Genomic DNA, 20634 nt, shown 5'->3' on the forward strand with positions numbered 1-20634 from the left:
GGGGATGGGGGGATGGGGAGAAATAAATATCAACCATCAGTTATCAACTAACCACCATCAACCATCAATCATCAACTATCAACTGTCAACTCCTCACTCCTAACTCTAAAACCCACTATACCGTTCTTCAGCCCAAGGTTCACCACGACGGTGATAACCATTACGTTCCCAAAAACCTAACTCTTCATGGTCTAAAAATTCTAAACCATTAATCCATTTAGCGCTTTTCCAAGCGTAAAGATGAGGAACTACTAAGCGCATGGGACCACCATGTTCCGCACTTAAGGGTTCATTAAATAATTTAAAAGCAAAAAAGTTTTCTTCTCTTACAAAGTCTTCTATTGCAATATTGGTAGTGTAACCACCGTAGCAATGCTCCATAACATGAGTCGCTTTGGAGTCTATCTGAATAACTTTGATCAATTCTGTCACCTTCACCCCAGTCCACTTAACATCGAGTTTCGACCACCTAGTTACACAGTGAAAGTCCGCTGTAAACTCATTTTGGGGTAGTTTCATAAAATCCGACCAATTCCATTTTTGAGGTTGTACCAAACCCCAGACGCTGAATTCCCATTCCTCTCTACTAACTTGGGGAGTAGCACCATAAGTAAGCACAGGAAAACCCTGAGCTAAATGTTGTCCTGGAGGAACGCGATCGCCATTTTCAGAAGTTGGTTTTTGGAAAAATTTTCCCAGCATGGTTTTGGATAATATTTTTCGTGTAAATGTATAAATAGTAATTAATATTTTTAATATTTATTCAAAAATAATTGTCTAACAAGAAATTTGCAAACTATATTTCCCTGAAATTGAGCAAGTTATTGATAGGTAATTTACAGTATTGTCCCAGGGAAACGAAGGGGTAGTGATGAGCTGCATAGTAAAGTAATTAACCGTACCTACAGCAATTGAAAAGTGGAAAACCAATAATCTTTTTCTACTCCCTACTCCCTACTCCCTCTTAAAACAGAATTACTCTTCGTCCTCTTCTTCTTCGGCTGATGGATAAACAAATGTAGAACGTCCGGTCAAAATTGACTTACCAAGGGAAAGCGCTTTTTGAGCTTCAACAGTCGCTTTGTGTCTCCAGGTGGCTCGACGTTTATCCCTTCTAGATTTAGATGTTTTCTTCTTTGGAACAGCCATAAAAGCAAATACCGTAATTTTTGACAACCTTTTTATTCTAAGGCATGAATTAATTAATAGCTCTTAAGAAATACAGGGAGTAGGGAGTAGTTTGTTCGGGAGTCCTACTCCTTGTTAATCAACTTCAACCTGTGGTGTCTGGTTGGGAAGCGTATCCGGTGATGGTGGAGAAGCGTTTTCAACCGGATTGTTTTCAACATTATCGCTAGAAGAATTTGGATTATTCGCTTTTGTTGCACTTGGTCCGAAAAATAGTAGCGTCTGTGCCATTTTAAAGTACTTTGCCCAACGTTGCGGGTCGGGGCGATTGCGCCACTCGTTACGACTGACGTTTAATTCCAAAACAGGTGCGATCGCGCCATAATTCTGTACGGAAACGATTATTGATACATCTGTCACTAAAATATCTCGATCAAAACCGCGTTGAGCCGCTGCCCTTGCTACTGCTTCTGCTCTCCGCAACAAGCTTTGGTAGTTGTCCCCCGGCAAACGGTCGATTTCAAGGTCTGTTCTACTAGTATAAGCTTTTACCATTTGAGGGGCGATCGCATCAATCACCAACCACATTGGTACGGCAGTACTCAGCAAAAGTACAGCGTTAGTTATCCGGATTTTCTTTGCGAACAACAGCATAAAAGGAATAAATGTGTTTATTTTTAACAAATTGTTGCCGACCATTATTTATAAGCTCCTAACATTAATAAAAGTGTTTTCATGGATTAGAGTAATAATAATAACCTCTCATCTCCAAATTCGCTCAGAATCACTTAGACTTATAAACATAGGTTAGCTTTGTTTTTTGGCAACAGCAAATTACATTAATTACCCTCGCAGTACTCAGCCTAAAAATTGGCACTATAAGAGTAGTCAGAGTATATATAGTATTGAGTTTCCAACTATTAATAAAGGGCGCATGGCAAAACTATGGGCGATAGCTATTGGCATCAATCAATACCAGTATTTTCAACCTTTGGGCTATGCTCAAGCAGATGCTGAAGGAATACGGGATTTTCTAATTCAACAAGCAGGTTGGACGGAAGAGCAATGTCTGTTAATGACCGATTCTTCCGTACCGATGAAAGATAAACCCACCTTACCCACAAAGCATAATATTCTTCAGTTACTCGAAGATTTAGCAGCTAATTCTTGGCAACCGCAAGATCAATTATGGTTTTTCTTTAGCGGTTATGGAATCAACTATGAGGGACAAGATTATTTGATACCTATTGATGGCGATTCGCAACGCATTAGTGAAACTGCCATCGAAATCCGTCAGTTGATGCAAACTCTACAAATTGCTGGACTTTCCGTATTATTAATACTTGATTTTAATCGCGCTTTTGGCACTCAAGCAAATTCTTGTATCGGAGAAGAAACTATTGAACTAGCTCAAGAGTTACAAATCTCTACGATACTTTCTTGTCAACCAGATCAGTTTTCTCATGAAAGCAGCGAATTAGGACACAGCTTTTTTACCGCCGCACTTTTAGAAGCTTTGCGTTACGGTAATGTCAACAATTTGGCTGGCTTGGAAAGTTATTTGAGTGTTCGCACTCCTGAATTATGTCAGCATCATTGGCGACCAATTCAAAACCCCGTCACTTTTACTACATCGCCAAAACAAAGTTTATTTTTACCCGAACAACTCAAAAGTGATACCGAAGAACCACCGAATATCCTAGACTTGAATGAAACTTTTACTGCTCGTTCGGCACCAAAGCTTGAGGAAAAACCAGTAGAGCATAATACTTCTTCACAAGTTCCACAACTCTCTACAGAAAGCAGTACGGTTCCTACCGATTCACCGATTCCTGCAAAAAAAGAAAAAACCACAAGCAACAGTCTATTCGCTAAATCCCTGCTGTTATGGGGTACAAGCACTTTAGTAGTCAGTGGATTACTTCTATTAGTTTTTCTACGCAATCAATCAGGTCAGATATTCCCAGCATCCAAGAATAATGGTCATGTAACGGTTGTCAAACCTTTACCAAGTAATTTCGCATCCTTAAAAGGCTTGCAAGAAATCAACCAAGCAATGTTGGAATTGCAAAAGATGTCTCTTAACCCTAATCAAGCTAGCGATTTAAGCAAGGCGATCGCCATTGCCCAAAATATTAAGATAAATGAAGCCGGTTACAAACAGGCTCAGAAAAATATTAGAATTTGGAATAACATGATTTTGGATATAGCTCAAAATCGTGCCGCAAATATGGAATATAGTAGCGCGATCGCAGCTGCGGAGTTGGTCAAAGAACAAGACCCAAATTACCGAGAAGCGCAAGCAGCCATCAAACAGTGGCAATTGCTTCGCAAACAATATTTAAGTAACAAAACTCTTTTAGAAGCAGCTCAAGCTCTAATTAGACCAGAACAAGCATCTACTTACAATCGCGCTATTGAAGTTGCCAAAAGAATACCGCAATCTCAACCAGGGTTCCCGATGGCTCAAGAATCGATTAATCAATGGAGTCGAGAAATCATCAGGCTTGCGAAAAATCGTGCCGAGAACCAGCAATTCTCTTCGGCAATTGCAACCGCTACTTTGGCTCCAGAAGATACAGCTGCTTATGCCGAAGCTCAAGAATTAATCCAACAGTGGCAAGAAAAAGTACAGAGTAATTAAGATGGCATGAACACAAATCTAATTTTATTCTGTATTGGCTTACTTAACAGTACTGCGAAATGTCCTCGCCACATTCATCAGCTAAATAACACAACGAACGAAAACGCAAGGCAACCACTTCATCGTACAGTGGGTTAAGCTTGCACATTGGAGGAATATGAAACAAAGTCTTACCCAATAACTTCACATCTCGTTCAAAAGGACATTGAGCCGGAATCACCTGACAAACCCGATGAGCAAATTGGCGATCGCGCACCTCAATATTATTTATCCAAAGCCGTAAAGGCTTCAAAACATCGCATCGAAACTTTTTACCTGGATTATGCTGAGTTAGATTCCCTTCATTTTCAATCTCTTGATTGATTAGTACCCAACTTGCCAGGAATATTTTTCTTGTGGTATTATTGAATACCTTCATTGTGTTTTCCTCTAGTTTTTTGAGGGTTTTTAATTTAATTAACGAGCATTTACGACAGATCAACCAACTTTTTGAGGAAGCCTGTTGTCCTGACGAAAATACGATCAATTTTGTTCAGCAGCCTGTAGATAAGACAGCTATCTTTTGCTACGTCAAGTTAAGCGCAATTCTTCTGAAATCGGAAGTAGGATACTCCCATCTTGTTGATAACTTGATGTAATTGAAATTCTAGTAAAGTCATCTACCTATGGACATATTGTAGTGTAATATCTACAAAATTTAACGTAAATCAATTTGATCAGTGAAATTGAGCGGTAGCTTTGTGCGAAAGGCTATATAAGAGTAGCGCAAGAGGCTTGAAAGTGACTAGTGCGTAGATCACACCTAAGAGTCAATATTATGAAGTTTTATGATGTTAGCCAATATTTATGGCTTATAAAGGTTAATTTTGGTCTTTTTTGGGCAAAATTGACCGAAATAGGTTTGAGATTAACTCTTTCTAAAGTAAAAAAATAGTTTTTATCGGGGTAAATTCCGAAGGCTGATTGCGGTACATTCCGATTGCATTGAAGTGTAATATATCTTTGATTTCTAATCTAGATATTTCTACTAATTCTCAAATACACCTGTTCTACAGCGTTTTAAGCTAGCTATTTATCGATCCCAAATTATTTTGTTTAGATAGAATTTTTACAAATAGACTTGGTTTTACCTAGGTTTTACGAGGTTTATTTGGAAAATTATTTTTCTCTGACGACTTTTATTATTTGGTATTGTCTGAGTATTGAGGATGTAAATTATTTTCTGGGTAACGATGTCGTCCTAGATTTGTCATGAAAAACGCGATCAAAGTGCGATCGCAAACCCCTATAATTTGAAACAGCAAAAAATAGGATGCTTTGATTAACTTGTTTTAAAGCATCCTATTAAATATTTTTATTACTTTTTTAGTAAAGTATTACAGAAGTCGGGTTTTTTCGTAAATATCTGTCACATCAGAAAATTATCATAAAAACCCGACTTCTAGACCTAACGAAAAATCAAGGTTTCACGTCAATTCAAGCAGCTTTACTTAAATCGTGCTTTTCTGATAGAAAATCTAGGAAGCAACTTGCTGAGCAGCAGTACGAGTACGTCGTCTTCTTCCATCAGAAACTTGTACGGGTGCTTCGTCTGGAACTTGCATCAACAATGTAACCGTAGGCTGACATCGTAGTTCTCGACGCAAATTACGCGCTAAATCAGTTTCGATCAATTCTTGCAAACCCTCCCAGTCGATATTCGGCTTTTGACCGTTCAAGGGCTTAGCAAATTCTTGCCAACGTAAAGCGAGTATTTCTTCAAATCGCTGCTGTACCCATTTTTGCAACATCGATTTTTCCATACTAGTAACTACACCACGCAAATGAATCTCTGGTCTAGCCAACATCCTACCACTCCAATCAATTGCAGCTGCAACAGTAACAATACCTTCTTCAGCCATACGTTGGCGCTCGTGCAAGACTTTATCGCTAACCATACCAGAGCCGGAAGTATCTACTAATTCCAAACCAGATGGCACTTTACCAGCAACACTAATAGAATTTTGAGTCAATTCTACAATGTCACCATTCTGAATAATCACCATATTCTCGGCTCTGATACCCATACTTTGGGCTGTTTGCGAATGTTTAACTAACATCCGATGTTCACCATGAACGGGTAAAAAGAACTTGGGTTTTGTCAAAGCAAGCATCAATTTTTGGTCTTCCTGACAACCATGACCGGAAACGTGAATTCCTTTATCACGACCGTAAATAACATTCGCACCCTGTTGCATTAATTTATCGATAACGTTGACCACCGCAATCGTATTACCGGGAATTGGATTCGCTGAAAAGGCAACCGTATCTCCTTTACGAATCTTGAGATGGGGGTGTTCTCCTCTGGCAATACGAGTCATTGCCGCCATTGTCTCTCCCTGAGAACCAGTAGTTAAAATCAATACGCTTTCGTCAGGTAAACTACGGACGACGTGCAAAGGTTGAAATAGTTTATCTTCGCATTTGATATAGCCCAGATTACGAGCGTGGGCAATCAAATTCAACATTGAACGCCCAACTACGGATACTACTCGGTTATGTTTTTGCGCTAATTCCAAAACCATATTAATCCGATGTACCGAAGAAGCGAAAGTCGTAATAAAAAGTCTTCCCTCGGTTTGAAGGAAAACTTTTTCTAGATTTGGATAAACCGAACGTTCTGAAGGAGTAAAACCAGGTACTTCTGCGTTAGTAGAATCGCTCATCAAGCAAAGTACGCCTTTCTCCCCATGTTCGGCTAGACGTTGTAAATCAAAGTGTTCCCCATCTACTGGAGTATGGTCTACTTTGAAATCTCCCGTATGAATTATTATTCCTAATGGTGTATGTATTGCAACTGTAAAACTATCACAAATACTGTGGGTATTACGGATGTATTCTATCACAAAATTGTTTCCGATTCGCACCATATCGCGGGGTTTCACGCTTCTTAATTCAGTGCGATCGCGAACACCAGCTTCCTCTAATTTACGCTCTAGCATTGCCATTGCCAATCGAGGGCCGTGAATCACAGGAATCTCAAACTGTTTCAAGTGAAAAGCAATACCCCCAATATGGTCTTCGTGACCATGGGTAACAACCATACCTTTGATTTTGTGACGATTTTCCCGCACGTAAGTCATGTCGGGTAAAACAATATTAACTCCGTGCATTTGATCGCTGGGAAAAGCTAAACCAGCATCTAATAAGATAATTTCATCTTCATACTCGAAAATGCAAGTATTTTTGCCAATTTCATGCAAACCACCCAATGGAATAATTTTAAGGGCAGAAGTTACTTCCTTTTTAGCCATGTTTTTCCTTAGTTAATAAATTAGTTAGATTTTTTTGCAGTTAAAAGCTTAATTAAAGTTTTTCTAGGACAAACTTTTATTGCTACCTTTTCTTGCATAGTCTTTTTTTTTGCAAGATTTAATCAATGTTTAATTTTCCAAAAAAAACAGATTTTAAATACCGTCATCAAAAATTTACCGATTCATCGCAACAGTATACTTTTAAAAAACCAAAGCTGTTGGTAATTATTATATGTAATATATTTTTTACACAAAATTTGCGACTATATCATTTAAACCTTATTCAAATCTAGTTCTTCAAGAACTGTTTTTAGTTTTTGAGTAAAGTCTAATTCAGCTTCGTATAAAGGTAGACGAGTTGAGCCAACTTCCCAGCCCTGAAGTTGTAAAGCTGTTTTAACTGGAATGGGATTCGCAGTTGCAAATAAAACTTTGAACAGTGGAAAAAGTTTGAGGTGAATCTCACTAGCAATTTGGACTTTCCCACTCCAAAAAGCTTGAATCATCTGTTGTAGTTGCAAACCTACCAGATGAGAAGCTACACTTACTACACCCTTTGCTCCAAGAGACAACAACGGCAAAGTCATGTAATCATCACCAGAGTAAATCTGAAATTCTTCTGGTGTCAAGCGACGCATTTCACTTGCTTGATCTATATTTCCAGTTGATTCTTTGATGCCGACAATATTTTCTATTTCAGCTAAACGGGCTACTGTTTGGGGATGTAGGTTTTGACCAGTACGACCTGGAATATTATATAACAATAACGGTAACTCCGGTGCCGCTTCGGCTATTGTCTGAAAGTGTCGATAAAGTCCAGCTTGCGGGGGTTTGTTGTAATAAGGTACAACTTGCAATGAGCCATGCACTCCTATTTTAGCTGCTTGCTGGGTAGCCAAAGCCGCTTCTTTGGTAGAATTAGAGCCACATCCGGCAATTACTTTTGCTTTACCCGACACAGCTTGCAATACTACCTTAAACAATTGGTATTCTTCATCCCAAGTCAGTGTAGGGGATTCACCAGTCGTCCCGCACACTACAAATGTATCTGTACCGCTATGAGCCAGATGTGCTGCTAACTTTTCTGCTACATCGTAATTTACACTACCATCTTCTTTAAATGGTGTAACCATTGCGGTTATAACTCTACCAAAATCTACCACCACTCTTTTTTTCTCCTAATTACAGAAAGGCAATTTTTACATCTGTTGGTGGCTGTCTATATTTAATAATCTGAAAGCTATTTTTTTCAAGAGTAAACCATACCTCATTCATCATTTTTTAATTATTAGTTTTTTTAGTTAATGTTCTCTAACTTTTAATTTACATTAAATATTCGCTACTATTATATTTTATAATACTTATTCTCATATTTTATTACATATAATTACATATAAATCTATGCATTTTCAGGATTAAACATAATTATTCTCTACTAGTAATTCGGCAATCTGAACTGCATTCAACGCAGCACCTTTACGGATTTGGTCGCCGCATAACCATAATTCTAAGCCACATTCATGAGAAATATCCTGACGAATTCTTCCCACTAATACTTCATCTTGACCTGTCGCTTCTATTGGCATGGGAAAATAATTTTTTTGCCAATTTTCTACCAATTTTACTCCGGGAGACTTGCTTAAAATTTCTCTTGCTTCTTCTATTTTAAAAGGTGTTTCAAATTCTAAGTTAATTGCCTCTGAATGAGCGCGTAAAACCGGAACTCTCACGCAAGTTGCACTAATTTTAATCTTTGAATCGTTAAAAATTTTGCGAGTTTCATTCACCATTTTCATTTCTTCTTCACAATAACCCCCTGAATTTAACGGAGAATTATGTGGGAATAAGTTAAACGCTAACGGGTAAGGAAATACCTCTGTCACTGGTTCTTTTCCTGCTAATATATCTAAACTCTGATTTTTAACCTCGGACATAGCCCTAGCACCCGCACCGCTTGCAGACTGGTAAGTCGCCACAACAATACGTTTAATCGGCTGTACTTTATGCAACGGAAATATTCCTACCGACATTAAAATAGTAGTACAGTTGGGATTGGCAATAATACCTTTGTGATTAATCGCAACTTCGGGATTTACTTCTGGTACTATCAACGGAACTTCGGGATTCATCCGAAAAGCGCTGGAATTATCAATTACTACCCCACCTTTTTCTACAGCTTTGGGTGCCCAAATTTTAGAAATCGAACCACCCGCAGAAGCTAATACCAAATCTACATTTTCTAAAGCCCCTTCGCTTACCGCTTCTACCAGCAAATTTTCTCCTTTGAATGGCAGCTTTTTTCCCGCACTACGTTCTGACGCTAACAACTTGAGAGCGGCTAAAGGAAAATTTCGTTCTTCAAGTAATTCTAGCAATTCTGTGCCTACAGCACCAGTTGCTCCTAAAACAGCTACACGATAACCTTGAGACAAATTTACTTCCTCCTCCAAAAAATTAATTCAATTTGCAATTATTCATCTATTCTCAAACAACCCAAACAAATATATTCATACCCAAAAATCATATTAATCTTAATCGTATTTAAACGGATTTTCTTGTATCTGTAAATTATTTTTCATATCACAAAAAACTATCACTTGATTCTCTTTATCACTTTTTTCTAACTATAACTGACAATTTATTCTTTATAAAATTATTCAAACTAAATATAATTATTATAATTTATGATAATATTTTTTGCGACTTTACGACTCACTCCACTACTCGATACATCCACATATATTACTTTACTTTACAACATGACAACAATTCTTAAATACACAACTTACATAAAATGTATATTATACACCATATTTGATTGAAGGAGTATAATAAAACAAATATTTTGGCATCCCCTGATCGCAGTGTAGATTTTTAACTAGATTTTTAACTGACCAAAACGGCATTGATTAATTCGGTTGATGTACTATTATTCAGATGGACTCTTGCCCAATCCGAAAGGCGAATAACAATGAGATAATTCACCTTCCTTGTGGTTGAGTTAGGCTTTAACTCTGCTCAAGCATAAAAGCCATGTGAATTCTTGACAACACAGTGTTGAAGATTGGGATATCAAGATTCGCTGCCAAAATGTTGAGTAATAACTCCCATTTAAGCAGATTAGGGCGGAATGGTTATATTCCAAGGACAGCACCAAAATTAGCCTTTGTATTGGCTCCGGGCTTTTTCCTAGTCAGGAATTGTCAGGAAAAAATCGCTCGATTTTCCTCGACAAGCAGTTTGGATAATGCGATCGCCAACTTGAAATACAAAAAGTAGCAGAAATAAATATAGAAACAAGTCTATGAAAGTAACCCAGGAAAAATTGCCAGCCAGTAGAATCGGCATAGAAATCGAGATTGCACCGGAAAAAACCAAGCAAACCTATGAAAAGGTAATTCAAAATTACGCTCGGGAAGCGAATATTTCTGGGTTTCGTAAGGGTAAGGTGCCTAGACAAATATTACTACAGCGTTTGGGAAAAACCCGTATTAAAGCTGCGGCATTGGAAGAATTGATTCAAAATGGTATTGAAGAAGCGATAAAACAAGAAAGTATTGAAGCTATCGGTCAGCCGGAATTACGCTCTTCCTTTGAAGAATTAATCAATAATTATGAGCCAGGACAGCCTCTGACTTTTTCGGCTGCGGTAGATGTACCACCCCAGGTTAATTTGGGTGAGTATTCTGGTTTACAGTTCAAAGCTGAGGAAGTTAAGTACGACCCACAACAAGTTGATCAAGTGTTGGATGGGGAACGTGTTTCAATGGCAACTTTGATTCCTGTGGAAGGTCGTCCGGCACAGTTGGGAGATACTTCGATTATCGATTTTAAAGGCTTTTTGGCTGCCACAGAAGGTGAAGAAAAGCCATCCGAAGAACTCGAAGCAATTCCGGGTGCGGAAGCTACTGACTTTCAAGTTGACTTAGAGGAAGATAAATTTATTCCTGGCTTCATCGCAGGAATAGTAGGGATGAATCCTGGAGAAACTAAAGAAATTTTAGCTCAGTTTCCCGATCCTTATGCTAACGAAGAATTAGCAGGAAAAGCTGCCTTGTTTACGGTAACACTCAAAGAGCTTAAGGAAAAAGAACTACCTGAAATCAATGATGATTTTGCTCAGGAAATCAGCGAATTTGAGACTTTAGAAGAGTTACGCAATTCCTTAGAAGAGCGTTTTAAAAAAGAAGTAGAAGATAATGCTAAGGCAAAAAAACAAGAAGCTTTGTTGAATGAATTAGTTAAACACGTAACATTTGACTTACCCGAAACAATGATTCAGCAGGAAGTCGATGCGATGATTACCCAAACTGCAATGCGTCTTTCGCAGCAAGGTTTGGATATTAAGAAATTGTTTAACCAAGATACTATTCCCCAACTGCGCGAACGTTCCCGTCCCGAAGCAATCGATCGGATCAAAAGAACTCTTGCTTTACGCGAAATTGGCGATCGCGAATCGATTAAAGCCAGTGAAGAGGAAATAGAAGCTAGAAAACAAGAAGTCATGGAACAATATGCTGAGCAGGATGTTGATCCAGATAGAGTACAATCCGTAGTCGAAAACGAATTATTAACTGAGAAAATCATCGACTGGCTTCTAGAACGTTCTTCGATTGAACTTGTACCCGAAGGTTCTTTGAATCCTCAAGAAACCGTCGCTCCAGAGGAAACCATAGAGCCACAACAACAAGAAAACGAAAATGATTCTTCAACCGAGGAACAAACTACCCCGGCTACGGTACAAGAATAATCAAAGTTTATGGCACTCAGCTTGAGGTAATGGGATTTTATGAGTGTGAAATCAATAGCTGATAGCTGAGCGCTGTCTCAATAAAAAGTCGGAATTAATTTTAAGAAACTTTAAACCTGACATCGAATTTGTTTTGTAATCTTGTGACAAATTGATCATATCCACACGCTCTTGATTTATATAAGGCATAATGGTTAATACATACTGTCTTATAGAAATTCGGTTCTGATTATAAACGAGCAGCAATTGCTCTCTTATACTTACTGTTGTCAAAATTTTCATTAATTTCTTTATGGTTGTATCGCAGTCGGAAAATTATCCCATTAGTAGTTTGAGTCAATTTTCTATTTATTCGCAAAGCGCGAATGTTACTTCAATGCTGCCGACAGTGGTAGAACAATCAGGCATGGGAGAGCGGGCTTTTGACATCTACTCGCGCTTACTCAGAGAACGGATTGTTTTTTTAGGAACTCCTGTCGATGATGCGGTTGCAAACTCGATTGTTGCCCAATTACTGTTTCTAGATGCCGATGATTCAGAAAAAGATATTCAAATCTACATCAATTCTCCTGGCGGCTCAGTTACGGCAGGTATGGCAATTTATGATACAATTCAACAAATACGTCCAGATGTAGTAACTATATGTTTTGGACTAGCTGCTAGCATGGGTGCTTTTTTACTAGCAGCAGGAACCCCCGGTAAGCGGATGTCTCTTGCGGACTCGCGAATCATGATTCATCAACCGTTAGGCGGCGCTCAGGGACAAGCTGTGGATATCGAAATCCAAGCTAAAGAAATTCTTTATCATAAGTCTAAGCTAAACGAACTGTTAGCATCTCATACTGGTCAACCATTAGAGAAAATAAACGCTGATACCGAACGAGATTTTTTCATGTCGGCACAGGAAGCTAAAAACTACGGGTTAATCGACCAGGTTATCTCTAGACAAAATCTTCCCACAGCAGGGGAAAACGTCACTAGTGTGAAATAAGAGGCTGGTATGACAGGTAAGTACGACTCCCATTTAAAATGTTCATTTTGTGGCAAATCTCAAGAGCAGGTACGTAAGCTAATCGCCGGACCGGGAGTCTACATTTGCGATGAGTGCGTTGACCTGTGTAACGAAATATTAGATGAGGAATTGCTCGATACCAATGGTGCAGCAGCGGCTTCGCAGCCAGCACCACGGTCAGAACCGCCTCAAAAACGCCGTACCCGGACAGCCAGTCTCTCGTTGAACCAAATACCCAAACCACGAGAGATTAAGAACTATTTAGACGAACACGTTATTGGTCAAGAAGAAGCCAAGAAAGTGCTTTCAGTTGCAGTATACAATCACTATAAAAGATTGTCGCTGGTTGGTGGGTCTAAAGAGGGCGGCAAAGATGACCATGAGGATGCAGTAGAACTTCAAAAATCAAATATTTTGTTAATTGGTCCTACAGGTTGCGGAAAGACTTTGCTGGCACAAACCCTAGCAAAAATTCTTGATGTACCTTTCGCTGTCGCCGACGCGACTACTCTAACCGAAGCCGGTTATGTGGGAGAAGATGTAGAAAATATTTTATTGCGGCTGTTACAGGTTGCCGATTTAGATGTCGAAGAAGCCCAACGAGGAATTATTTACATCGATGAAATTGACAAAATAGCTCGCAAGAGCGAGAATCCCTCAATCACAAGGGATGTTTCTGGTGAAGGCGTACAGCAAGCTTTGCTGAAAATGCTCGAAGGAACCGTTGCCAACGTACCACCCCAGGGAGGACGCAAGCACCCTTATCAGGACTGCATCCAAATTGATACCAGCAATATTCTATTCGTTTGTGGTGGTGCTTTCGTAGGTTTGGAAAAGGTAGTAGAGCAGAGAACGGGTAAAAAGTCAATCGGCTTTTTGCAGCCAGGAGAAGGACTATCAAAAGAAAAGCGAGCGGCACATACAGTGCGTCAACTGGAACCGGGAGACCTAGTTAAGTTCGGCATGATACCGGAATTTATTGGACGGGTACCAATGGTAGCGGTAGTAGATCCACTTGATGAAGAAGCGCTGATGGCAATATTAACCAAACCGCGCAGCGCTCTGGTTAAGCAGTATCAAAAACTGTTGAATATGGATAACGTCCAGTTAGAGTTTAATACGGATGCTCTGAAAGCCATTGCTCAAGAAGCTTATCGTCGTAAGACTGGTGCTAGAGCTTTGCGAGGCATTGTAGAAGAACTGATGCTGGATATAATGTACGAATTACCTTCGAGAAAGGACGTAGGAGTTTGTACAGTAACGCGGGAAATGGTAGAAAAACGTTCGACTGCGGAACTGTTAGTTCATCCCTCTTCCCTACCGAAGCCTGAATCAGCTTAAATAGAGTTAGGAGTTAGAAATTAGAAGTTAGGAATTAATTCTTAACTTCTAATTTTTTATTTTTGACATTTAGCTTTTGATAGATGGCTTATATTAAAGTTCGTGGCGTAGAACATTACTACGAGTGGATTAAACAAACATCTGATGGTTTAGAGAAACCAGTAATGGTGTTTATTCACGGTTGGGCTGGTAGCGCTCGGTATTGGCAGAGTACCGCTGAAGTTTTATCCGAGCAATTCGATTGTTTGCTTTACGATATGCGGGGATTTGGACGTTCCCGTGGCAAACCGATTCTTGTTGATTCGCAGCCTCTTCAAGCAGAAGCAGGAGAAGTAATAGAATTAACCTACGAGCTAGAAGAATACGTCGAGGATTTAGCTGTATTGCTGTCGGAATTGCAGTTGCAGCGCGTGTATATTAACGCTCATTCTATGGGAGCATCAATTGCGACTTTGTTTATTAACCGCTATCAACAACGTGTAGAAAAAGCAATTTTGACTTGTAGTGGTATTTTCGAGTATGACAAACAAGCTTTTGAGGCTTTTCATAAATTTGGTGGCTACGTTGTCAAATTTCGTCCCCAATGGTTAGGAAAAATTCCATTGGTTGACAGAATATTTATGGCACGATTTCTGTATCGTTCTATTAAAGCAGCCGAACGTCAAGCTTTTTTGCAAGACTTTCTCATTGCGGATTACGATGCGGCTTTAAATACAATTTATACTTCTGTCAGTAAAGCTCAGTCTGAGTTAATGCCACAAGAATTTGCCAAACTCCAAGTACCAACTTTATTGATATCTGGGCAATACGATCAGATTATTCCAGCCGAAATGGGAAGAAAAGCCGCAGCAATGAGCCAGCAAGTTGAGTATGTAATGATTCCTAATACGGCTCATTTCCCGATGTTAGAAGATCCAAGTATTTACTTGGATGCACTCACCAAGTTTGTCAAAACAGTTGATAGTTGATAGTTGGTGGTTGATAGTTGATAGTGGATAGTTGATAGTTGATAGTGGATGGTGGTTAGTTGATAGTTGACAGTTGCCTATTACCTATTACCTATTACCTATTACCTTTACTAATCCAAACCTAATTCTCTCTTGAGTAAATTAATCGATTTACCACCGATATAATTTTCACAGTAAACCAGTTTGGGTGGACGAATGATATCTTCCATGGCTATTTGCATAGCATTTTGTACCCCGGAATAACTCGTTTCATCAGTACAAAAAACTATTTGCGCCCGTTTAACTATTGCTCCTAACTTATAACTATCTTTTGGCTGGGAAGTCATCACCAATATTTCGTCTCCCCGCAAACCGTGGAGAATCACTTCTGTGGCTCGGAGAATTCCCGAACTAAGACTGACGATACCAATACAACTGTCTTTTGATAGATTTTTAACAATATTGAATTCCTTGGCATAATCGTGGATATCAAGGGGGATTACACGTACTGCTCTAGGTGCTGCAATTGCTTCTACTTCGCCGATGAAATATCGACTTGTAACAACCGTTGCTGAGCTTGTTTTATCCAACACGGCAGATAGCTCTTCGGTAGCAACTAACTGTACTGGTATTTGTAGCGCTTGTTCTAATTCTTGAACAATTAATTCACCAGCACCGATATCTTGATTCGGTACCGCTACTAGCACCCGCGCACTACAACGCAACCGCCAATCAATTTCAGCCAGAAATATCTCGCGGGCTTGATTGAGGGAACAACCTTGAGAAAGTAGTTCATCAAGAGCCTTCTGAACAATTTTGTATGCTTGAGGATGTTGTTTGAAAATCGGCGATTGTAACTTACTACCGCCCTCATGCCCTTGAGCGCGGACGTAAATTCCTGAACCAGCCAGACTTTCTACAAGTCCATCTTCCTCCAATTGACGGTAAACTTTACTAATAGTATTGCGATGCAACCCGGTTTGCATTGCTAAGGCTCTAGTTGAAGGCAATTTATAACCTGGTGGATATTGCCTTGAGGCGATCGCAAATCGAATTTGATTGAACAGCTGAGTCGATGCGGGAATTTCACTATCTGGCTGAATGCGGAATTGAATCATCACCTTCGGTTTTCTGGGTGCTATTAGCTTCAAAGGGAACTTTAAAAAGCGGTGCTAATCGCTATTGAGTTAAACAATTTATTTATACATCGAATTTGAACAGGATAAATTTCTCATGGGGGAAGGTTATTACTAGTTAATAATTTGATGAGATTCAAGCTCTTATTCCTGGCATAACTATACCTAATAATCACACCATACTGGTAAAAACTATTATGACTATTCGTGCAATCGATACTACAACTGTGAATATAGCAGCAGATTCAGTACAAATAGATGCTTATTTGGCAAAGCCTCAAGCACAGGGTAGTTATCCGGGAATTGTGGTATTGCAGGAAATTTTTGGAGTTAATGCCCATATTCAGCAAGTTACCCAACGTATTGCCAAGGAAGGATATGTGGCAATTGCACCTGGGTTATTTCAACGTCAAGCACCCGGTTTTGCCACCGGCTATACCCCTGAAGATATAGAAGTCGGTAGAAATTACGCTTGGGGACAAACCAAAGCGGATGAATTGTTAAGCGATATTCAATCGACCATTGATTATCTCAAAACCCTAGACGAAGTCAAAAAAGATACTTTCGGTTGCATTGGTTTTTGCTTTGGCGGTCATGTGGCATATCTCGCCGCCAGTTTACTTGATATAAAAGCTACCGCTTCATTTTATGGCGCACGTGTAACCACTAGTACTCCCGGTGGCGGCGCACCTACTATAAATGTTACTTCAAAAATCAAAGGTACGCTTTACGCCTTTTTTGGCATGGAAGACTCTAGTATCCCTGTAGAACAAGTAAATCAAATTGAAGCAGAGTTAGAAAAATATCAAGTACCCGGACGTGTCTTTCGTTACAATAATGCCAATCACGGTTTTTTTTGCGATAGTCGTGCCAGCTATAATCCTCAAGCTGCTGCTGATGCTTGGGAACAAGTTAAACAATTATTTGGGCAACTTTAGCGATAGGAACGGGATTTGTAGGATATGGTGTAAGAGTTACCATTAGTTGCAATCGAATAATCAACTGTTTCTAAATCGCTAAAATTTTTCATCTAGAAAAAGATTGATTATGATTATTAATTAATGATTAATGAATAATAAACTGTCCTTATAGAAGGACAATCTACATCTTAATTCATCTTGAATGTGTTATGGAGAACGAAGCAAATATCTCTCAAAAAGCCGATACGTCTTTCACAATGGACGATTTTGCTAAGGCTTTAGAAAAACATGATTATCAGTTCCAAAAAGGACAGTTAGTTAAAGGGAAAGTGTTCCAAATTGATCCTATGGGAGCTTATGTCGATATTGGCGGTAAGTCCTCAGCCTTTATTCCCCGTCATGAAGCGGCTTTGAGAGAGGTAATAGATTTATCATCGGTTCTACCACTTCATGAGGAACTAGAGTTTTTAATTATCCAAGAGCAAGATGCCGAAGGTCAAGTAACCCTTTCTCGTCGTCAGTTAGAAATTAGGCAAATTTGGGACAGATTGGCACAAATGCAAGAAAATTCCAAGAGTGTAGATGTGGAAGTAATCAATGCCAACAAAGGTGGTGTTACAGTTAATATTCTTGGTTTGCGCGGTTTTATTCCTCGTTCTCACTTGCTTGAGCGCAACAATTTGGAAGCACTTAGAGGTCAAAAACTCACCGTCAGCTTTTTGGAAATTAATCGCAATATTAATAAACTTGTACTTTCCCAACGTTTGGCGAAAAGTTCTGCTAGTTTCAGTTTATTAGAAATAGGTCAGCTAATAGAAGGAAAAATAACTGGTATCAAACCATTTGGGGTATTTATTGATATCAATGGTGTCAGCGCTCTACTCCATATTAAGCAGGTGACTCAGAAGTTTATTGAAAATCTAGAACAGGTATTTCAAATTGACCAAACTATTAAAGCTCTGATTATTGACATCGACGAAGGAAAAGGTCGAATCGCAGTTTCTACCAGAGTACTAGAAAATTTTCCCGGTGAAATACTCGAAAATATCGAAGAAGTCATGTCTTCTGCTGAAGCACGAGCCGAAAGAGCCAGGAAACAACTTTTAGAATCAGCTAATGCTTGATAAAAGTTAGGAATTGATAGTTGAAGGATTTAATAAATATCAACTAACCACTAACCACTAACAATTCCTTATTCTGACGATAGCTATTTCGCAGTTCCTGTAATATTTCTTCATTAAAGGCAAATTTAATTAAATTGATTAATTTGCCCCAACTGTACAAAAATCTCTCACAGATACTTTGGTTAAATTGAATTACAAAGAATTGCGCCCACCATTTAGGTGCTTGCTTCCTATTGGTAAAATTATGTTGCTTTAACCACCGTCTGCGCCATTTAACCATTTCTGAAGCTGTAGGTGGCGCTACTCCTATAACTGGTGGAAAATCGGCGTAACTGACAAATTTGCTTACACCTTTGGCATGGACGTAGACGATATAACGCCAACATTCGACTACATAAATATCTTCAAATTTGATATTAAACTTTAAACAAACTGCTTCTTCGGTAACAAATCTAGTTAAAGGATGAATTTCTGAAGATTTGTAATAAATTTTTGATTCCCGGATAACGAGTCTTCTTGGTTTGAATGATGATAACATAGTAGATGCATTTAATTAGTAGATGCACGCCGTAGACATTGAATGCATTCTGTTAGTAGATACATTCAGAATTACGGGAGTGTGAAATTGTATGCGGTTGCCTAATAGTTTAGTATGCTAGAAGGCAATCGTTTTTTGAACTACAATTATTAAATGACAATAATGTATCATTTGTCAAGCATATAATGGGGCTTGTAAGATTAAGAATTAGAGAATTTGCCAACGAGAAGGGTTGGACATTAAAAGACGTTTCTGAACGTTCTGGGCTAGTTTATAGTACGGTTAGAGCTTATGCTCGCTCTCCAGGAATGGGAAGCGTTGATTATACTGCCATTCAAAAGCTAGCTCGCGTGTTTGATGTAATGATTGAAGAGTTAGTTGAAGTGGTAGAAGAATAGAAGTTTTGGATTATTCTCAAAACCTGCCCAGAGGGAAAGTTGAGCGCAAAAGGTGTGAAGCTGTAAGTGGAGAGAAAGAAGTTTCAGATCAATGGTTTGAGGTTATCATAATCGGCTATTTGTATTTGCTTACCATTACGAAACATTCGTTTTTGCAAATTGGGAAAGTCTGCAATTTCATACTCGCGTCTTTCCCCACCCATGATATAAATTAAGTCTTGTTCAAAGGGATTTAGTAGGTGATGTGCGACTGAAGGGGTAGGAAAACCCATAAAGTCACCTTCTCCTACCTCGAATTCTTGATTGTCTATTTCTGCTATACCTTTTCCAGAAAGGATGTAAATAAATTCTTCTTCAAATTCGTGAGAATGATAGATGAATGATTCTTTTCCGGGAGGTATTTTGGCTAAGTGAAATCCAATTCTTTGTAAACCTATTGCTTCGCTTAAAGATACTCCGCTAATTTCTGAGTTTGGATTAAATGGATGGGAAAATTTTTGTTGAGGAAGTTGTTTGATTGTTTCTGCTTTTAAAAGTAGGTTTGGTTTTTCGTTGTTAGTCATGGTTTTAATAATTAATTAACCGCTGAGACGCAGCGAAAAGTGTGGTCTTGGGGGTTTCCCCCATGAACAACTTTTCAAGGCAGAGAGCGCAGAGGGAAAAGAATGTAGAGAATTATGTCTTTTTACAATTTTCCGTTTATTTTAGCGTTGAATCCGTAAACTTGACGACTACCAGCGAGGGGTACTAGTGTAATTTCTTTTTCGTCTCCTGGTTCAAATCGAACGGCTGTTCCTGCGGGAATATCAAGACGCATTCCTCGTGTGGTTTCTCTATCAAAGTTTAATGCGGGGTTGACTTCGTAAAAGTGAAAATGAGAACCTATTTGTATAGGTCTATCTCCTGTATTTGCTACTTTTAATTGTACGGTTGAACGACCTACGTTTAACTCGATTTCGCCTTCTGGGGTAATTATTTCACCTGGAATTATCATAAAAATGGTAATTGGTAATTGGTAATTGGTAATGAACAAAATATTCGCTTTCTAATTGTTATTCAGTATAATAATCCATAATTATAAAATCTAAAACTCATTGAATTGGGTTATGTACTGTAACTAACTTTGTTCCGTCGGGAAATGTTGCTTCTACCTGTACTTCTGGTATCATTTCCGCGATACCTTCCATGACATCATCTCGCGTTAATAAAGTTGTTCCAAAACTCATTAATTCAGCTACGGTTTGTCCATCTCTAGCTCCTTCTAAAATTGCAGCAGTAATAAAAGCGATAGATTCGGGATAATTTAATTTTACACCTCTTGCTTTGCGTCTTTCTGCTAATAATGCTGCGGTGAAAATTAGTAATTTGTCCTTTTCTTGCGGTGTTAATTGCATATTTTAATT

At 38.8% G+C, this 20634-nt stretch carries 20 protein-coding genes; 8 read left to right on the top strand and 12 right to left on the bottom strand.

Annotated features, from left to right (window positions below):
• Window positions 1–105: 105 nt before the first annotated feature.
• The 3 genes from IQ247_RS16440 to IQ247_RS16450 form a co-directional block, all read right to left on the bottom strand.
• Window positions 106–702: a sulfite oxidase-like oxidoreductase gene (locus tag IQ247_RS16440; RefSeq protein WP_193921774.1), complete on the bottom strand. Its 597-nt coding sequence runs from the start codon at window positions 700–702 to the stop codon at window positions 106–108.
• A 273-nt stretch (window positions 703–975) separates the two neighbouring features.
• A complete protein-coding gene (gene rpmF / locus IQ247_RS16445) occupies window positions 976–1149 on the bottom strand; it encodes a 50S ribosomal protein L32 (RefSeq protein ID WP_193921776.1) in 174 nt (57 codons plus the stop codon).
• 114 nt (window positions 1150–1263) lie between these two features.
• Window positions 1264–1827 carry a hypothetical protein gene (locus IQ247_RS16450; protein WP_193921778.1) on the bottom strand — a complete coding sequence of 188 codons (564 nt, stop codon included), beginning with the start codon at window positions 1825–1827 and terminating at the stop codon, window positions 1264–1266.
• A gap of 235 nt (window positions 1828–2062) precedes the next feature.
• Here IQ247_RS16450 and IQ247_RS16455 point away from each other — a divergent pair, with 235 nt between their 5' ends.
• Entirely contained in the window at window positions 2063–3772 is a 1710-nt protein-coding gene (locus tag IQ247_RS16455) for a caspase family protein (RefSeq protein ID WP_193921780.1), read from the top strand.
• Window positions 3773–3815: 43 nt separating this feature from the next.
• Here IQ247_RS16455 and IQ247_RS16460 read toward each other — a convergent pair whose 3' ends face one another.
• The 4 genes from IQ247_RS16460 to IQ247_RS16475 form a co-directional block, all read right to left on the bottom strand.
• On the bottom strand, window positions 3816–4190 hold the full coding sequence (locus IQ247_RS16460) for a Mo-dependent nitrogenase C-terminal domain-containing protein (protein ID WP_193921782.1): 375 nt from the start codon (window positions 4188–4190) through the stop codon (window positions 3816–3818).
• A 1099-nt stretch (window positions 4191–5289) separates the two neighbouring features.
• Window positions 5290–7065, bottom strand: a complete 1776-nt coding sequence (locus IQ247_RS16465) for a ribonuclease J (protein ID WP_193921784.1) — start codon at window positions 7063–7065, stop codon at window positions 5290–5292.
• Window positions 7066–7337: 272 nt separating this feature from the next.
• On the bottom strand, window positions 7338–8228 hold the full coding sequence (gene dapA / locus IQ247_RS16470; protein ID WP_193921859.1) for a 4-hydroxy-tetrahydrodipicolinate synthase: 891 nt from the start codon (window positions 8226–8228) through the stop codon (window positions 7338–7340).
• Window positions 8229–8480: 252 nt separating this feature from the next.
• Window positions 8481–9497 (bottom strand): aspartate-semialdehyde dehydrogenase, encoded by a 1017-nt coding sequence (locus IQ247_RS16475; protein ID WP_193921794.1) that lies wholly within the window; start codon window positions 9495–9497, stop codon window positions 8481–8483.
• 872 nt (window positions 9498–10369) lie between these two features.
• Here IQ247_RS16475 and tig point away from each other — a divergent pair.
• From tig to IQ247_RS16495, 4 genes are all read left to right on the top strand, one after another.
• Window positions 10370–11815: a trigger factor gene (gene tig, locus IQ247_RS16480; RefSeq protein ID WP_193921796.1), complete on the top strand. Its 1446-nt coding sequence runs from the start codon at window positions 10370–10372 to the stop codon at window positions 11813–11815.
• A gap of 292 nt (window positions 11816–12107) precedes the next feature.
• The gene (gene clpP, locus IQ247_RS16485) at window positions 12108–12806 is read left to right on the top strand and encodes an ATP-dependent Clp endopeptidase proteolytic subunit ClpP (RefSeq protein ID WP_193921798.1); all 699 of its coding nucleotides are present in this window, start codon (window positions 12108–12110) and stop codon (window positions 12804–12806) included.
• A gap of 9 nt (window positions 12807–12815) precedes the next feature.
• Window positions 12816–14168, top strand: coding sequence for an ATP-dependent protease ATP-binding subunit ClpX (gene clpX / locus IQ247_RS16490; RefSeq protein WP_193921800.1), 1353 nt, complete (start codon window positions 12816–12818; stop codon window positions 14166–14168).
• Between the two features lie 83 nt (window positions 14169–14251).
• Window positions 14252–15136, top strand: a complete 885-nt coding sequence (locus tag IQ247_RS16495) for an alpha/beta fold hydrolase (protein WP_193921802.1) — start codon at window positions 14252–14254, stop codon at window positions 15134–15136.
• A 110-nt stretch (window positions 15137–15246) separates the two neighbouring features.
• Here the strand turns inward: IQ247_RS16495 and IQ247_RS16500 are convergent, their stop codons facing one another.
• Window positions 15247–16233, bottom strand: a complete 987-nt coding sequence (locus IQ247_RS16500; RefSeq protein ID WP_193921803.1) for a GntR family transcriptional regulator — start codon at window positions 16231–16233, stop codon at window positions 15247–15249.
• A 215-nt stretch (window positions 16234–16448) separates the two neighbouring features.
• Here IQ247_RS16500 and IQ247_RS16505 point away from each other — a divergent pair, with 215 nt between their 5' ends.
• Window positions 16449–17189: a dienelactone hydrolase family protein gene (locus tag IQ247_RS16505; protein ID WP_193921804.1), complete on the top strand. Its 741-nt coding sequence runs from the start codon at window positions 16449–16451 to the stop codon at window positions 17187–17189.
• A gap of 191 nt (window positions 17190–17380) precedes the next feature.
• Window positions 17381–18295, top strand: coding sequence for a S1 RNA-binding domain-containing protein (locus IQ247_RS16510; RefSeq protein WP_193921805.1), 915 nt, complete (start codon window positions 17381–17383; stop codon window positions 18293–18295).
• Window positions 18296–18338: 43 nt separating this feature from the next.
• Here IQ247_RS16510 and IQ247_RS16515 read toward each other — a convergent pair whose 3' ends face one another.
• Window positions 18339–18833, bottom strand: coding sequence for a hypothetical protein (locus tag IQ247_RS16515; RefSeq protein ID WP_193921806.1), 495 nt, complete (start codon window positions 18831–18833; stop codon window positions 18339–18341).
• A gap of 185 nt (window positions 18834–19018) precedes the next feature.
• On the opposite strand from IQ247_RS16515, the gene IQ247_RS16520 reads away from it, so the two are divergent.
• Complete coding sequence (locus IQ247_RS16520) at window positions 19019–19231, top strand: helix-turn-helix domain-containing protein (RefSeq protein ID WP_193921807.1); 213 nt, start codon at window positions 19019–19021, stop codon at window positions 19229–19231.
• An 83-nt stretch (window positions 19232–19314) separates the two neighbouring features.
• Here the strand turns inward: IQ247_RS16520 and IQ247_RS16525 are convergent, their stop codons facing one another.
• From IQ247_RS16525 to ureA, 3 genes are all read right to left on the bottom strand, one after another.
• Entirely contained in the window at window positions 19315–19794 is a 480-nt protein-coding gene (locus IQ247_RS16525; protein WP_193921808.1) for a cupin domain-containing protein, read from the bottom strand.
• 122 nt (window positions 19795–19916) lie between these two features.
• Window positions 19917–20222, bottom strand: a complete 306-nt coding sequence (locus tag IQ247_RS16530; RefSeq protein ID WP_193921869.1) for an urease subunit beta — start codon at window positions 20220–20222, stop codon at window positions 19917–19919.
• 100 nt (window positions 20223–20322) lie between these two features.
• Window positions 20323–20625 carry an urease subunit gamma gene (gene ureA / locus IQ247_RS16535; RefSeq protein WP_193921810.1) on the bottom strand — a complete coding sequence of 101 codons (303 nt, stop codon included), beginning with the start codon at window positions 20623–20625 and terminating at the stop codon, window positions 20323–20325.
• Window positions 20626–20634 lie beyond the last annotated feature (9 nt).

It is taken from the genome of Plectonema cf. radiosum LEGE 06105 (genome assembly GCF_015207665.1).
GTDB lineage: Bacteria > Cyanobacteriota > Cyanobacteriia > Cyanobacteriales > Nostocaceae > Rivularia > Rivularia radiosa_A.

Bases quoted from the DNA above. Each gene is read 5' to 3' on its own strand.
- IQ247_RS16505 (WP_193921804.1), top strand. From the start codon at position 16,449: ATGACTATTCGTGCAATCGATACTACAACTGTGAATATAGCAGCAGAT.
- IQ247_RS16510 (WP_193921805.1), top strand. From the start codon at position 17,381: ATGGAGAACGAAGCAAATATCTCTCAAAAAGCCGATACGTCTTTCACA.
- clpX (WP_193921800.1), top strand. From the start codon at position 12,816: ATGACAGGTAAGTACGACTCCCATTTAAAATGTTCATTTTGTGGCAAA.
- IQ247_RS16450 (WP_193921778.1), bottom strand. From the start codon at position 1,827: ATGGTCGGCAACAATTTGTTAAAAATAAACACATTTATTCCTTTTATG.
- IQ247_RS16465 (WP_193921784.1), bottom strand. From the start codon at position 7,065: ATGGCTAAAAAGGAAGTAACTTCTGCCCTTAAAATTATTCCATTGGGT.
- IQ247_RS16525 (WP_193921808.1), bottom strand. From the start codon at position 19,794: ATGACTAACAACGAAAAACCAAACCTACTTTTAAAAGCAGAAACAATC.
- IQ247_RS16455 (WP_193921780.1), top strand. From the start codon at position 2,063: ATGGCAAAACTATGGGCGATAGCTATTGGCATCAATCAATACCAGTAT.
- ureA (WP_193921810.1), bottom strand. From the start codon at position 20,625: ATGCAATTAACACCGCAAGAAAAGGACAAATTACTAATTTTCACCGCA.
- IQ247_RS16495 (WP_193921802.1), top strand. From the start codon at position 14,252: ATGGCTTATATTAAAGTTCGTGGCGTAGAACATTACTACGAGTGGATT.
- tig (WP_193921796.1), top strand. From the start codon at position 10,370: ATGAAAGTAACCCAGGAAAAATTGCCAGCCAGTAGAATCGGCATAGAA.
- rpmF (WP_193921776.1), bottom strand. From the start codon at position 1,149: ATGGCTGTTCCAAAGAAGAAAACATCTAAATCTAGAAGGGATAAACGT.
- clpP (WP_193921798.1), top strand. From the start codon at position 12,108: ATGGTTGTATCGCAGTCGGAAAATTATCCCATTAGTAGTTTGAGTCAA.
- IQ247_RS16520 (WP_193921807.1), top strand. From the start codon at position 19,019: ATGGGGCTTGTAAGATTAAGAATTAGAGAATTTGCCAACGAGAAGGGT.
- IQ247_RS16500 (WP_193921803.1), bottom strand. From the start codon at position 16,233: ATGATTCAATTCCGCATTCAGCCAGATAGTGAAATTCCCGCATCGACT.
- IQ247_RS16460 (WP_193921782.1), bottom strand. From the start codon at position 4,190: ATGAAGGTATTCAATAATACCACAAGAAAAATATTCCTGGCAAGTTGG.
- IQ247_RS16440 (WP_193921774.1), bottom strand. From the start codon at position 702: ATGCTGGGAAAATTTTTCCAAAAACCAACTTCTGAAAATGGCGATCGC.
- IQ247_RS16515 (WP_193921806.1), bottom strand. From the start codon at position 18,833: ATGTTATCATCATTCAAACCAAGAAGACTCGTTATCCGGGAATCAAAA.